General features: G+C 57.1%; 14 protein-coding genes. All 14 read left to right on the top strand.

Annotation, left to right across the window (positions count from 1 at the left end):
• Positions 1 to 125 precede the first annotated feature (125 nt).
• The 14 genes from QQL78_RS03300 to QQL78_RS03235 all read left to right on the top strand — a co-directional run bounded on the left by QQL78_RS03300 (position 126) and on the right by QQL78_RS03235 (position 14,927).
• A complete protein-coding gene (locus tag QQL78_RS03300; RefSeq protein WP_284370541.1) occupies positions 126 to 314 on the top strand; it encodes a hypothetical protein in 189 nt (62 codons plus the stop codon).
• Between the two features lie 109 nt (positions 315 to 423).
• Positions 424 to 612, top strand: coding sequence for a Flp family type IVb pilin (locus tag QQL78_RS03295; RefSeq protein ID WP_284370539.1), 189 nt, complete (start codon positions 424 to 426; stop codon positions 610 to 612).
• A gap of 203 nt (positions 613 to 815) precedes the next feature.
• Complete coding sequence (gene cpaB, locus QQL78_RS03290; protein ID WP_284370537.1) at positions 816 to 1,670, top strand: Flp pilus assembly protein CpaB; 855 nt, start codon at positions 816 to 818, stop codon at positions 1,668 to 1,670.
• 206 nt (positions 1,671 to 1,876) lie between these two features.
• Positions 1,877 to 3,313 carry a type II and III secretion system protein family protein gene (locus tag QQL78_RS03285; protein WP_284370535.1) on the top strand — a complete coding sequence of 479 codons (1,437 nt, stop codon included), beginning with the start codon at positions 1,877 to 1,879 and terminating at the stop codon, positions 3,311 to 3,313.
• Positions 3,300 to 3,989 carry an OmpA family protein gene (locus tag QQL78_RS03280; protein WP_284370533.1) on the top strand — a complete coding sequence of 230 codons (690 nt, stop codon included), beginning with the start codon at positions 3,300 to 3,302 and terminating at the stop codon, positions 3,987 to 3,989. The genes QQL78_RS03285 and QQL78_RS03280 overlap by 14 nt, the downstream gene beginning before the upstream one ends.
• A gap of 273 nt (positions 3,990 to 4,262) precedes the next feature.
• Entirely contained in the window at positions 4,263 to 5,504 is a 1,242-nt protein-coding gene (locus QQL78_RS03275; RefSeq protein ID WP_284370532.1) for a CpaE/TadZ family protein, read from the top strand.
• A 20-nt stretch (positions 5,505 to 5,524) separates the two neighbouring features.
• Complete coding sequence (locus tag QQL78_RS03270; protein WP_284370528.1) at positions 5,525 to 6,958, top strand: TadA family conjugal transfer-associated ATPase; 1,434 nt, start codon at positions 5,525 to 5,527, stop codon at positions 6,956 to 6,958.
• A 39-nt stretch (positions 6,959 to 6,997) separates the two neighbouring features.
• Entirely contained in the window at positions 6,998 to 7,960 is a 963-nt protein-coding gene (locus QQL78_RS03265) for a type II secretion system F family protein (protein WP_284370526.1), read from the top strand.
• An 18-nt stretch (positions 7,961 to 7,978) separates the two neighbouring features.
• Positions 7,979 to 8,962, top strand: a complete 984-nt coding sequence (locus QQL78_RS03260) for a type II secretion system F family protein (RefSeq protein ID WP_284370524.1) — start codon at positions 7,979 to 7,981, stop codon at positions 8,960 to 8,962.
• Positions 8,963 to 9,021: 59 nt separating this feature from the next.
• Positions 9,022 to 9,540 (top strand): tetratricopeptide repeat protein, encoded by a 519-nt coding sequence (locus tag QQL78_RS03255; RefSeq protein WP_284370522.1) that lies wholly within the window; start codon positions 9,022 to 9,024, stop codon positions 9,538 to 9,540.
• Between the two features lie 49 nt (positions 9,541 to 9,589).
• Positions 9,590 to 10,441, top strand: a complete 852-nt coding sequence (locus QQL78_RS03250) for a tetratricopeptide repeat protein (protein WP_284370520.1) — start codon at positions 9,590 to 9,592, stop codon at positions 10,439 to 10,441.
• Between the two features lie 4 nt (positions 10,442 to 10,445).
• Positions 10,446 to 10,940 carry a prepilin peptidase gene (locus tag QQL78_RS03245; protein WP_284375426.1) on the top strand — a complete coding sequence of 165 codons (495 nt, stop codon included), beginning with the start codon at positions 10,446 to 10,448 and terminating at the stop codon, positions 10,938 to 10,940.
• Positions 10,941 to 11,047: 107 nt separating this feature from the next.
• Positions 11,048 to 12,355 (top strand): DUF8689 domain-containing protein, encoded by a 1,308-nt coding sequence (locus QQL78_RS03240; RefSeq protein ID WP_284370518.1) that lies wholly within the window; start codon positions 11,048 to 11,050, stop codon positions 12,353 to 12,355.
• A 118-nt stretch (positions 12,356 to 12,473) separates the two neighbouring features.
• Complete coding sequence (locus QQL78_RS03235; RefSeq protein WP_284370516.1) at positions 12,474 to 14,927, top strand: ligase-associated DNA damage response DEXH box helicase; 2,454 nt, start codon at positions 12,474 to 12,476, stop codon at positions 14,925 to 14,927.
• Positions 14,928 to 14,934: the final 7 nt, after the last annotated feature.

Below are 14,934 nucleotides of genomic sequence, written 5' to 3'. Positions count from 1 at the left end.
GCCCCATTCGAGGGGCTATATAGCGTCATACCAAGTCGGACAGGCAGCCAACTGAGAGAAACGGTTGCCACAACGGACGGCGGGGTTGGAACTTAAAACTTACATGATCCTTGGAGGGACATACCATGATGAACTTTATCAAAAACTTCCGTGCAGACGAAGACGGCGCCGTAACAGTAGACTGGGTTGTTCTGACAGCCGCCGTTGTTGGCCTGGCCGTTGCAGCTTACTCTTCCATTCAGACCGGCGCTGCTGACCTGACATCCGACACCGGTACATTCCTTGAGAACCGTCAGCCTGGCGTAATCGACTAAACCCAGGTCTGAGCTTCTTTTAGAGCTCTTGGGGGGCCGCGTTCTTATTCTCAGAGCGCGGCCCCTTTTGCCTAGGCGATGTTCAAATCAAGAACTTGAAAGGCCCAACATGCTAAATAAATTTTGTACCTTTATCAGGTCCGAAGATGGCGCGGTCACGGTAGACTGGGTTGTCTTGACAGCCGCAGTTGTCGGGCTGGCGATCATCGCGATCCTCGCGATTTCAGGACCAACCGGCAGTGTCGGCACGACCGTTGGCAGCTGGCTATCAGACTATCTTCCAGGCACCTCCAATTAATAACAGACAACCGAAAGCCGACCCGCAAGGTCGGCTTTCGGTTTTCAGGAGGTGCAAAATGCCGTGTTCAGAACGCTGTGTGCAGAATGCCACAGCCGTTCCGCAGAGCGGGCAAATTTAAGCCACATTCAACTGGCACAGTCAAAATAAGCAATCAGGCGCCGGGCCAAACCCGGCAAGAACAGTAACAAGAGGTAAGAGACATGCGCATGGTATTTGGATTGGTTCTTTTGGTGGGCATCGCGCTTGCCGGTGGGGCCGTATACCTGGCCAAGGATCGGATCGCGCAATATCAACACGCGAACGCTCAGGCTCAGGCAGCATTGGCAAAGATTGTGCCGACACAGACCGTTTATGTGGCAACCGGCGCGCTTAAATATGGACAGCGACTGACCCGCGAGGATGTCCGGGCCGTCAACTGGCCCGAGAATGCGATCCCCGAAGGGACATTTGTCGACATGGCCACACTCTTTCCTGAGAATACCGATGAACTGCGCGTGGTTTTGCGGGAGATGGAAAAAGACGAGGCCATCATGGCCCTCAAGGTGACGGAACCCGGCGAAGATACCGGCCTGACCTCACGTCTTTCGCGTGGCCAGCGTGCCTTTGCCATCAAGGTTGATGTTTCAAGCGGCGTTTCCGGCTTCCTGCGTCCCGGTGACAAGGTTGATGTCTATTGGACTGGCCGCACAAGCGGCAGCAGCAGTGGCTCTCGTGAAGTCACCAAATTGATCGAGGCCGCGGTCAAGTTGATCGCCATTGACCAAAGTGCCGGTGGTACACGTGACGAGGCAACTATCGCCCGCACTGTGACCGTATCTGTCAGCCCGCAGCAAGTTGCGGCACTGGCGCAGGCCCAGTCGACCGGCTCCCTGTCCCTGTCTCTGGTCGGCGCCGAAGATGACACCATCGCTTCCGCTATTGAGGTGGACCAGCGCGCCTTGCTGGGTATCGAAGCGGAAACAGTGAAAGTAGAAGCTGAGGCGGAAAAGGTCTGTACCATCCGCACAAGGCGCGGTGCCGAGGTTGTCGAAATCCCGATCCCCTGCACCAACTAAGCCGGAAACCCCGGTAAAACCAATTGCTTGAATCAGCGTCGCACCCCTGCGGCGCTGATTGCGTTTGAGGCTTTGTTGCCATTAATCCACATAAACAGTTCCTGCGAACACCTTGATTCTTGCAATAAAAATGAAACTGACGCAGAGTGCCCCAAACGACGGGCGAAAAGACCCTACTTTGAGGCGTGATCAAAAAGGCAGGTCACATGAAAATTGATAGATTTCTGAAAGCGGCCCTTGTCGGGCTGTCCCTTAGTGTCATTCCAATGGCAATTACCGCTCCGGCTCCGGCCTTTGCGGATACTTTGCGTGTTGTGAAGAAGGGCACAAACGCCACGCTTGACGTCCCGATGAACCGGGCGGTTGTGGTGGAAAGCGACATTCCATTTGCAGAGCTTAGCATCGCAAACCCCGGCATCGCGGACATCTCGTCCCTGTCGGATCGAACAATTTATGTTCTGGGGAAATCACCTGGCCTAACCACCCTGACCCTGCTGGACGCCAGCGGGCAGTTGATCACCAACGTCAATGTACGTGTCGCAGCGGATGTTTCCGAATTCAAGGAACGGCTGCGTCAGATTCTGCCGGGTGAAAAGATCGAAGTCCGCACCGCCAATGATGGTATCGTGTTGTCAGGTGTGGTGTCATCGACCCAACGGTTGCAGCGCGCACTTGATCTGGCCGAGCGTTATGCCCCCGAACGTGTATCCAACCTGATGAGCGTCGGTGGCGTTCAACAGGTGATGATGAAGGTTCGCTTTGCAGAAATGCAGCGCAACGTGTCCAAATCCCTCAGTTCCTCCCTATCCCTGAACGGGGCAATTGGTGGCACAGGTATCAACGGCGGGTCTGGAACAACGAACCAGTCCGGCGGCGTTGCGACCTCGCTTGGTGGTAATATCCCGGCTTCAAACCAGAACGCCGGCGCAATGCTGTTCGGGTTTAACGCGGGCTCGACCCAAGTGGGTATCCTGTTGGAGGCATTGGAACAAAAAGGCGTTGTACGCTTTCTGGCCGAGCCGAATCTGACAGCCCTGTCCGGTCAAGAAGCGAAGTTTCTGGCCGGTGGTGAATACCCTGTTCCTGTGGCGCAGCTGAACGGTCGGATCTCGGTGAAATTCAAACCCTACGGTGTTGAGCTGGCCTTTATCCCGCGTGTTGTGGACAAGGATGTGATCAACCTTGAAATGCGCGCTGCGGTATCGGCGATTGACCCGACCAACAGTATTGCATTGGGCAACGGCATTGAAATTTCCGCCTTTACCCGGCGCGAAACCTCTTCAACTGTTGAGCTGCGCGATGGCGAGAGCTTTGCCATTGCCGGGCTGCTGACCGATGATTTCGTTGATAACTCAAGCCAGCTGCCGTGGATTGGCGATGTTCCCATTCTGGGCGCGCTGTTCCGTTCCGCGGATTATCAGCGCAGCCAAACAGAACTGGTGATCATCGTGACCGCACATCTGGTGACGCCGACCCGTGGCGAGGCGCTGGCGCTTCCCACCGACCGGATCAAACCGCCCACTGAAAAAGACCTGTTCCTTCACGGTCGCGTTTCCGAAGATACGCGGACACCAACGAAAGGCGCCGCCGGAGAGGTTGCCAAACAGGACTTTGGCGGGTCATATGGCTATGTACTGGATTAAGCCAATGAAAACCCTCATGCGCAAAAATATCAAAATTGCAGGGATCACAGCCCTCCTCGCGACAGTCCTAGGCTGCACGACAAGCTCTGATCCGGTTTACACGCAGTTTTACCGCGAAGCAGGCGCGTTGACGGATACCGGTAACTTCGGCAATGCGACGCTGAACAACCGTTTGGTTATGACCGGCGAACGCCAGTATACCTTTGATCTGGCAAATAGATTTGCCTCTGAAGTGAACTCGACGGTGACTTTTGAGTTCAATTCTGCCCGTCTGGACGGCACCGCGCAGGCGATTTTGCGTCAGCAGGCCCATTGGATCAGACAATTCCCGGAAATCCGTTTCCGCGTTTACGGCCATACTGATGCTGTTGGATCGAACCAGTTTAACAAGGCTTTGGGCAAACGTCGTGCGGATGCGGTTGTGCATTATCTCAGCACCCTGGGCGTCAGCCGCAGCCGTCTGGAGGCGGTGGTTTCCTTTGGTGAAACCCAGCCGCTGATCGTCAGCCAGGGCCGCGAGCGCCGCAACCGGCGTACCGTGACCGAAGTGAGCGGTTTTGTCGGGCGTCACCCCACTGTGCTGGACGGTAAATATGCGCAGATTATCTATCGGGACTATATTGCAAGTGCGGTACCACCTACCTTGCTGACCGAAGGTGCTTTGGGCGAAGAGTAACCTCGCCCAGAGATACGGCCCCGCCCCTTTTGGGGGCCGGGCCCCTCAGACCCCGCCGCACCAATCAAAGGCAGCTGGCAGGATCGTTTCAAGATACCCAACAATCGAAACTTTTTGGCCCCAATCCTGCCCCAGTTGCCTGCGATATCTCGCCCCATAGGACAAATGTGTCTGCGCAAAATGCCAGACATGGGCGACCGCAAGGGGTGAATATCTGCACATCAGATGCAGCGTACATCTTTGCCAAGCCCTTGCGAGCAAAGGATGTAAGCCATGAGCAGTGTTATGCCCCAACCCCAGACAGCGCCCATTGTGGCCTGTACGGTCAGTCGCGATGTGCAAAACTTTGATCTGTTGATCGAAGATATGGAAGACGCGTTGGGTGAAAGCTGGGGTGATCTGGGCTTTGCCGAGGCGCTTGCATTTTTCGGACAGCCCGAAGCCGAGCAGATGGAATTCATCGCACTGGCGATGGATGAGACCGACGAAGATAATCTTGTGCTGATGAGTGAAATCATCACACAGGCCAAGGCCCGCGATATCAAGGTGATCCTGATTGCCGAAGACGTGACCCCTGCCGCCCTGCATTCCCTGCTGCGTAAAGGCGCGGATGAATTTGTGCCCTACCCTCTGCCCGAAGGCGAATTGGCGCAGGCCATCGAACGCGTCAGCAAGAAAGAGGAAGAAGCGCCCGCCGCAGAGCCGGTTAATGCGCCAACCCTCAAGGCTGGTGCACGCAAGGACGGCGCGATGATTGTGGTGCATGGTCTTGCAGGCGGCACCGGTGCCACCACCACGGCAGTGAACCTTGCTTGGGAACTGGCCAATGTCGAAAAGAAAAACCCGCCTTCGGTCTGCCTGTTGGATCTGGATCTGCAATTTGGCTCAGTGGCGACCTTCCTGGATCTGCCACGGCGCGAAGTTGTCTATGAGATGTTGTCGGAAACCGAGAACATGGATGAAGAGATTTTTGGCCAGTCGCTGCTGACCTATGAAGACCGTTTGCAGGTGCTGACCGCCCCTACCGACATGTTGCCGCTTGATCTGATCACCGCAGAAGATGTGACGCGCGTGCTTGAGATGGCGCGCAATCAGTTTGACTATGTCATTGTCGATATGCCCTCGACCCTTGTTCAGTGGTCAGAGACCGTTTTGAGCATGTCGCATATCTATTTTGCGATGATCGAACTCGACATGCGCTGCGCGCAAAACACGCTGCGCTTCAAACGTGCGTTGCAATCCGAAGAGCTGCCGGTTGAGAAACTGCGTTACGTGCTGAACCGCGCCCCCAAATTCACCGATCTGAATGCCAAGGGCCGCGTCAAGCGCATGGCGGAATCACTGTCGATCTCGATTGATGTGCAGCTGCCCGATGGTGGCAAGCCAATCACGCAGGCCAATGACCATGGCATGCCCTTGGCTGCGTCTGCCCCCAAAAGCCCGTTGCGCAAAGAGCTGATGAAGCTGGCCGCGTCGATCCATGACCTCAAAAACGATCAGGCCGAAGCCGCTTAACCCTGACGGAAAGAACAAATATGTTTTCCAAATACAAAAAGCCGAGTGCAAAACCAGCCGCAAAGCAGCCGGTAGAGGTTATTGACAACGTCACATCTATCGAAGCCCCCAAGGCGACACCATCAATGCGCAAGGCGCTGGCCCCTGCTGCGGCTGCACCTATTGATAAAGAGGTCAAACGCAAGCAGCGGATGTCCGAGATCAAGCTGGAACTGCACCGTGCGCTTCTGGACAACCTGAACCTGTCGGCCCTTGAACATGCAAGCGAGGCGGATCTGCGTCAGGAGATCAACGAAATCGCGGTCGAAATTCTGGCCGAGAAAAGCATCGTATTGAACCGCGAAGACCGCATGACGCTCAATTCAGAGCTTTATGACGAGGTCACCGGCCTTGGTCCGCTTGAAACATTGCTGAAAGACGAAACCGTCAACGATATTCTGGTCAACGGTCCGCAACAGATTTTTGTGGAACGTGACGGTAAGCTGGAGCTGACAGAGATCACGTTCAAAGACGAACGCCACCTGCTGCGCATCATCGACAAAATCGTATCGGCCGTGGGTCGGCGTGTGGACGAAAGCAACCCCTATGTGGATGCCCGTTTGCAGGATGGTTCGCGCTTCAACGCAATGGTGCCCCCAGTGGCCGTGGACGGCTCACTGGTTTCCATTCGTAAGTTCAAAAAGGACAAGCTGGGGATCGACGATCTGGTGAACTTTGGTGCTTTCACCGAAGAAATGGCCGCCTATTTGCAGGCCGCGGTTGCCACACGTCTGAATGTCATCGTGTCCGGTGGTACGGGTTCTGGTAAAACGACTACGCTCAACGCGCTGTCCTCTTTCATCGACAACGCCGAACGCATCCTGACAATTGAGGATACGGCGGAACTACAACTGCAACAGACCCATGTGGGCCGGATGGAAAGCCGCCCACCCAACGTGGAGGGCAAAGGCGAGGTGTCGCCGCGCGATTGTTTGAAAAACGCCCTGCGTATGCGTCCCGACCGGATCATCGTGGGTGAAACACGTGGCGAGGAAGTTATCGATATGTTGCAGGCCATGAACACTGGCCACGATGGGTCGATGACCACGATCCACGCCAACTCTGCCCGGGATGGTGTGTCACGTCTGGAAAACATGATTGCGATGGCGGGGATCGAAATGCCGCTGAAGGCGGTACGCTCGCAGATTTCATCTGCTGTGAATCTGATTGTTCAGGCCTCGCGCCTTCAGGACGGCTCCCGCCGCATGACCTCGATCACCGAAATCACCGGCATGGAAGGTGACGTGATCTCGATGCAGGAAATCTTTCGCTACCAGCGCGTTGGCCTGACACCGGATAACAAGATCATCGGCCATTTCACTGCCACCGGCGTGCGCAGCCACTATGCGGAACGGTTCCGCATGTGGGGCTATGACCTGCCGTCCTCGATCTACGAACCCGTCGCAGCACAGTGACCAAATTGATGCGCAACCGGCGCAATAAGGAATAAAGTAATGAGTGCAGAACCTATCATTTACGTCCTGATCTTTGTCGGCGTTCTGGTGCTGGTCGAAGGCCTGTATCTTGTGGCCTTCGGCAAATCCATCAGCCTGAACAGCCGGGTCAACCGCCGGTTGGAGATGCTGGAAAAAGGCACGCGCCGCGAAGAAGTGTTGGAAAAACTCCGCAAGGAGATGGAACAGCACATGAATTCAAAGTCGATCCCGCTGTATTCCTTGCTGTCGGAAAAGGCACAGCGGGCGGCAATCGCCTTTAGCCCGCAACAGCTGGTGATGTTGATGGGGGCGCTGGCTGTGATCGCCTTTCTGGGATTGACCATCGGCACGGAAACCGAAGCGCCTGTGCGCGCCCTGCTGGCAGTCGGGATCGGGGTTGGTGCGGTATATTTCTGGGTTTCGTCCAAGGCGAACAAACGCATGGGCATGATCGAAGAGCAGCTGCCCGATGCAGTTGAACTGATGGTGCGCTCGCTGCGTGTGGGCCACCCGTTTACCAGTGCGATTTCCATTGTGGCCAAAGAAGTGCAAGACCCGCTTGCCTCTGAGTTTGGCGTCATCGCGGATGAAGCGGCTTATGGCCGTGACGTAGGCGAGGCGCTTAAGGATATGGCAGAACGGCTCGACATGCAGGATCTGCGCTTTCTGGCGGTCGCCGTGACCATTCAGCAGCAATCCGGTGGTAACCTGGCCGAGATCCTTGCGGGTCTGGCCAAGGTGATCCGCGCCCGCTTCCGTCTGTTCCGCCGGGTCAAGGCGATCACCGCAGAGGCGAAATGGTCCGGCAAGTTTCTGTCTGCCTTTCCCATCGTGGCCCTGATCGTGATCAATGTTTCAGACCCACATTATTACGACGAAGTTAAGGATCACGCGATGTTCATTCCCGCCTGTTTCCTCGTGGGTATCTTCCTGAGCCTCAACCTGTTCGTGATGCGCATCTTGACCGACATCAAAGTTTAATCGGGGGGTATTTTCAAAATGCTTACAGCCTTTAACGACCAAATCACCGCCCTGTTGGGACCTATGGGTCTGATCATCATTGTTGGCGCATTGGGGTTGATCCTTGTTGCCCTGACCGTTGTGATGATGGTGAAACAGCCCGAAGACCCATTGGACAAACTGAAACGCGCCTCCAATCGCGGGATGCAGGCCGGCAATGGCAAAGCCCAGTTGCGTCAGGCCGACGGCAACCAGCAACTGCAAAAATTTGCGAAGTTTCTGGAACCCGAAGACGTCGCTGAACTTTCTGCCCGGCAGCTTCAGCTGCGTCAGGCCGGATATCAGGGCCGTGACGCGGTGCGCATGTTCTATTTTGCTCAGATGGCCATCGCTCTGGCCGGACTGGTCGCCGGGATCGTCTACATCAACTTCATGGGTGGCGGTGATGGCATGAGTACCCAGAAAACCATCATCTATACCCTTGTTCCAGGTGCCGTTGGGTATTACCTGCCGAAATACTGGGTGACCCGCCGCGTCGAGGCCCGCAAGGAAGAAATCACCCGTGGTTTCCCTGACTCCCTTGATATGATGCTGGTCTGCGTCGAGGCCGGTCAGTCGCTCGACCAATGTATCGTGCGTGTGGCGAAAGAGCTGAAAGCTTCTTACCCCGCCCTTTCGGAAGAGTTCGAAGTGGTCGCCTATGAGATGAAGGCCGGTAAGGACAAGGTCACCGTGCTGAACGATATGGGCGAGCGTTGCGGTGTGCAGGACGTGTCATCCTTTGTTACCGTGCTGGTGCAATCCGCGGCCTTTGGTACATCCATTTCGGATGCCTTGCGGGTCTACGCCGCAGAAATGCGCGACAAACGTGTGATGCGCGCCGAAGAGGCCGCAAACAAGTTGCCAACCAAGATGACACTTGCCACTATGATGCTAACCGTTCCACCGTTGCTGATCATTCTGGTTGGCCCTTCGGTGCATGGCATCACGCAAATGGGCAACATGGCAGGACCAGGACAATAAGACACCTATCGTTCGGACGCCCGGTTTCGGGCGTCCTGGCCACTCTTATCATTCTCGGATTGGCCGCCTGTTCTCCGGGCGGCTTTTCTGCTGCGGGTGAACAGGTCTATGCGCCCGGCGTCAATCAACGTGCCACTGCACAGGATGGCGTTGAAGTGGGGCACCGCCTGATGGCCGCTGGGCAGTATGAGCTGGCAATCAAATCCTTTAACCGTGCGGCACTTGTACATGGGCTGGACGTTGAGATCCTGTCGGGGCTGGGCAGTGCCAACCTTGGTCTTGGGCGTTTGGGACAGGCCGAAAGCCTGCTGCGCTCTGCCGTGAAAAAGGACGCAACCCAGCCTGAAGTCTGGAACAATCTGGGTGTTGTCCTAATGGAACGCGGCAAAACCCGCGAGGCCGAGCAGATCTTGCGGCGCGCCTATGCCATGGACAATGGCGAAAGTGACGCAATCCGTGACAATTTGCGCTTAGCACTCGCAAAATCTGAAAATCCTGATAGTTTGGGTATTGACGACGATAATTATAAATTGGTGCGAAGAGGCTCAGGCGACTACCTGATCAGTTCGACACTATAGTGGTCGTGGCCCCGTGGGCCTTAGGCAGAGCAGTAAAAAGGACGCTAAAATGCGCCACCCTATTCTATTGGCCCTCTGCGTCGCAGGGGTTACCGCAGTTGCAGGCTGTGGTCAAAAAGACGCAAATGCCACCGTAGAACGTGCGTTTCAGGACGTTGACGCGCTTGATGGCAATGACATCTCTGATGTGATGCTGACTGTGGCGGACCCCAACGAGGCGATCACCTATTTCCAGCGCGCCACCGCAACCGACCCGGATCGTATTGACCACCAACGTGGTCTGGCCGCATCCCTGATACGTGCCAAGCGCAACACCGAAGGTGCCGCTGCCTGGCAGAAAGTCACCAAGATGCCAGAGGCCAATGCAGATGACAGCGTAGAGCTGGCAGATGCCCTGATCCGTTCCGGCGACTGGGCCAATGCAGAACGTGTGCTGGACGGCGTGCCCCCGACCCATGAGACTTTCAAGCGCTATCGCCTAGAAGCAATTGTAGCGGACAGCAACAAGGAATGGAAAAAGGCGGACAGCTTCTATCAGACTGCAGTGGGGCTGACGACAACCCCCGGTTCGGTGATGAACAACTGGGGCTATTCCAAACTGACACGCGGCGACTACCCTGCAGCGGAACGCCTGTTCTCCGATGCAATCCGACAGGATGGCGATTTGTTTACCGCCAAGAACAACCTCGTTTTGGCACGCGCGGCACAGCGTGACTATACGCTGCCAGTCATCCCGATGGACCAATCAGAACGGGCGCAATTGTTGCACACAATGGCACTGTCTGCCGTGAAACAGGGGGATGTCGAAACCGGCAAAGGCCTGCTGCGCGAGGCCATCGATACCCATCCGCAACATTTCGAAGCGGCTGTGCGCTCTCTGCGCGCGCTTGAGAACGGTTAAGATGATGGCGATCGAGGCCACAGATGCGATGTGGTTTTTGCCTTTTGTTCTGCCGATCTGCCTTTATGTGGCCTTTACTGATATGGCGCAGATGAAGATCACCAATCAGGCAGTGATTGCGCTCACGCTGGTTTTTGTTGTCATCGGTTTCTTTCTGATGCCCTTCACCGACTATCTGTGGCGTCTTGCGGCGCTGGTCATTGTGCTGGTGGTTGGCATCATTCTGAATGCCGCCGGTGCCTTGGGTGCCGGCGACGCGAAATTCGCTGCGGCGGCTGCACCCTTTATCGCCCTTGGTGATCTGCGCCTGCTGATGGCGCTGTTTGCCGCCACGCTTTTAGCGGCGGCTGCTGTGCATCGGGGGGCGAAATTCACCCCACTGCGCCAACTTGCCCCCCATTGGATCAGCTGGGAACGCGGCAGGAAGTTTCCCATGGGCCTCGCCCTTGGGCCTGCCCTGGCCATCTATCTTATTCTTGGAGCGCTCTATGGCAGTTGACCGCCCCCACCCTAAAAAAGTCGCAAATTCAAGCTATGCCGCTGTAAACGCCATCTTCAGCCCTTTTGCCCCATATCTCGCGCAGACCTGATCATCGGAGCCGTACCATGAACATGCAACCCAACACCGTCATGGCCCCCCCCCCACCCAAACGGCTGGAGGAAATGAAGCTTCCCCTTGTGATGATGCGCGATATCATCCTCAAAACGATCTTTCGCAAAAACGTCGAAATGGTCAGCGAACTGGCCGCTGCCGTCTGCCTGCCGGTCCCGGTGACGCAGGAACTGGTCGATATGGCCCGCACCCAGCGCCTGCTAGAGGCAACAGGCACGCTGAACGCTAACAACCGCAATGAAATGGGTTATCAGCTTACCGATGCTGGTAAAGCGCGGGCGCTGGATGCGCTGGCCCAGTCGGAGTATTTTGGCCCGATGCCCGTGCCGCTGGATGTCTATGCCGAACAGGTCAAACGCCAGTCGGTGCGCAATATCCAAGTGACCCGTGACCAGCTGACCGGCGCGATGGGCCATCTGGTTTTGCCCGACAGCCTGCTGGACCATCTGGGCCCCGCTGTTTCCGCCGGACGTTCCATTCTGATGTACGGCCCGCCGGGCAACGGCAAATCCTCGATCTCCAACGGCATTCGTGACGCTTTGGGAGATAAGATCTATGTCCCCTTCGCCATCGAATACGCCTCTCAAGTCATCACGGTCTATGACCCGATTGTGCATACCAAGGCTGCAGAGAACGTCGAAGACCCCAATGCCCTGCGCCGGGTGACCCGTTTTGACACACGCTATGTCTGCTGTGAACGCCCCACGGTGATCACCGGCGGTGAATTGACCACCGACATGCTGGATCTGGTCTATAATCCAACGGCCAAAACCTATCAGGCGCCGTTGCAGCTGAAATCCACTGGCGGCATCTTTATTGTCGATGACCTTGGCCGTCAGAAAGAACCACCACAAAGCATCGTCAACCGCTGGATCGTCCCCTTGGAAGAAGCCAAGGATATCCTTGCTCTGCAATCGGGCGAGAAATTCGAGGTGCCTTTTGATACGCTGGTGATCTTCTCGACCAACTTCCACCCGAACGAGATTTTTGACCAAGCTGCCCTGCGCCGGATCTTCTTTAAAATCAAAATCGACGGCCCAAATCAGGAAAACTTCCTGAAAATTTTTGCCATGGTCGCCCGCAAACGCGGCATGCCGCTGGACGAGGCCACCTTGGTCCATCTGCTCAAGGTCAAATACCCGACCATCGACAACATCTATGCCAATTATCAGCCGATTTTCCTGATCGACCAGATGATCGCAATCTGCGAATTCGAAGGTATCCCCTATCAGATGTCCCCCGATCTGATCGACCGCGCATGGGCCAATATGTTTGTGAAAGACGAACATATCGTCAAATAACGCGGCTGCGATGGCCCCCGTCGCTGCAACCGGCCTTCATCTTGCCCATAACCTCCGGGGGAGTCAGCTTTGCTGACGGGGGCTGGCCCCCAAGCCGCACCATGCTATCTAATGATCCATGGCCGTGCTTCCCCCAACCTTCCAAAACTGGTTTGCCACCAAAGGCTGGACCATCCACCCCCATCAGCAGGACATGCTGGCGCGGGCAGATGCCCCTGCACTGTTGCTGATCGCCCCCACGGGGGGTGGCAAAACGCTGTCCGGTTTCCTGCCGACGCTGATTGATCTGGCGGATGGCAACCATCAGGGCATGCACACCCTTTACATTTCCCCGCTCAAGGCGCTGGCGGCGGATATCAAACGCAACCTGACCACACCGGTTGCCGAAATGGGTCTGCCGATCACCATTGACGAACGCACCGGCGACACACCGCAATCGCGGCGCAAACGCCAACGCGCCGACCCGCCGAATATCTTTCTGACCACCCCGGAAAGCCTTGCCCTGCTGACCAGCTATGAGGATGCGGCCCGCATGTTCAAAGGTCTGAAACGGGTGGTGATCGACGAGATCCACGCGCTGGCTGAAAGCAAACGGGGGGACCAGATGATGCTGGCGCTGGCGCGGCTGCAAACCCTCTGCCCCGACCTCAAACGTGTCGGGCTTTCGGCCACCGTGGAAGACCCCGCCGCCATTGCCCATCTGATGGCCCGCCACCCTGATCCCTGCGAGATCCTGCTGGCCGATCCCGGGCCTGCACCTGACATACAGATGCTGCGCACTGAGGAATCCCCGCCTTGGGCCGGTGCCGGGGCTGCCTATGCCATACCGGCCGTGCTGGAACAGATCAAACAACACGCAACCACCTTGATCTTTCACAACACCCGCGCGCAGGCCGAAATTTTCTTTCATAACCTCTGGCTCGCCAATGAGGAAAGCCTGCCCATCGGCATCCACCATGGCTCGCTCGACCGCGCGCAGCGCAGCCGCGTAGAGGCGGCGATGGTGCGCGGCGATCTGCGGGCTATTGTCTGCACCGGCAGCCTAGATCTGGGTATCGACTGGGGCGACGTTGACCTTGTGATCCAGATTGGTGCCCCCAAGAACGTCAAACGTCTGGTGCAGCGCATCGGCCGGGCCAACCACCGCTATAACGCGCCCTCCAAAGCGTTGCTCGTGCCGGCCAACCGGTTTGAAGTGGTCGAATGTGTCGCGGCATTGGAGGCGGTCCTGGCCGGTGAGCTTGACGGTGATCCGCGCGGTGCCGGCCCACGGGACGTGCTGTGCCAGCACATCCTGATCGCCGCGTGCGCTGGCCCATTTGATGCCGACGCGCTTTATGCCGAATTCACAACTGCCGGGGCCTATAGCGACCTCAGCCGCGCTGATTTTAATGCCTGCCTGGAGTTCTGCGCAACGGGGGGCTACGCACTGCGGGCCTATGACCGTTGGCAACGTTTGCTGCAACTGCCCGATGGCCGTTGGCAGCTGCGCGACCCGCGCGCCGCACGCAACATCCGCATGAACATCGGCACCATTCAGGACACGGATACGCTGAAGGTCCGCATGCGCCGCAATCGCGGTGGCAAGCCCCTGGGCGAGATTGAGGAAGGCTTCGCCGCCACCCTGACCAAGGGCGATACCTTTCTGATCGGCGGACAGATCGTCAAATATGAAGGCCTGCGCGAATTGACTGTCGAGGTCAGCCGCGATGCCGCCAAAAAGCCCAAGATCGCCACTTTTGCCGGTACGAAATTTGCCACCTCGACCCAGCTGTCGGCCCGCGTGCAACAGATGTTCACGCGGGAAAGCTGGCCCGATCTGCCCGCCCATACCGCCGACTGGCTGCGCCTGCAACGCGCGGTCAGCCAGCTGCCACAACCGGGTCGTTTACTGGTCGAAAGCTTCCCGCATGATGGGCGTGAACAGACGGTGATATATGGGTTTGCCGGGCGCAACGGCATGCAAACACTTGGCCTTTTGCTGACCAAACGGATGGAGGCACTGGGCCTGTCGCCGCTTGGTTTTGTCGCCACGGATTATGCCACCCTGATCTGGGGGCTGGAGGCGGTTGAAGATCCGGCACCGCTATTTGATCCCGACGCCTTGCATGACGGGCTGGACATATGGCTGGCGGGAAACGCGGTGATGAAACGCACCTTCCGCGCCTCTGCGACCATTGCAGGGTTGATCGAACGCAACAGCACCCAGGCGCGCAAATCCGGGCGGCAGGCGACCTTTTCCAGTGATATCCTCTATGACACATTGCAGAAATACGACCCTGATCATCTGATGCTACAAATCACCCGCGAAGAGGCGCTGCGCGGTTTGGTCGACTTTGGCCGGATTGAAGAGATGCTGCGCCGGGTGGACGGGCGCATCGACCATCGCCGCCTGTCCCGCGTTACCCCACTGGCCGCCCCGCTGTTTCTGGAAATGGGCCGCGTGCCGGTGAAAGGGGCCGCTGAAGAGCGTCTCTTGGCGGATGAGGCCGCACGGCTGATGCAGACCTCCGGCTTGGCACAGATCACCCCTGCCCGCTCGGATGTGCCACGCTGGCGCGGGCCACGATAACCGCCTC

The organism is Sulfitobacter pacificus (assembly GCF_030159975.1).
GTDB classification, from domain to species: Bacteria; Pseudomonadota; Alphaproteobacteria; order Rhodobacterales; family Rhodobacteraceae; genus Sulfitobacter; species Sulfitobacter pacificus.
This window is presented reverse-complemented; position numbering and strand designations above follow the sequence as displayed.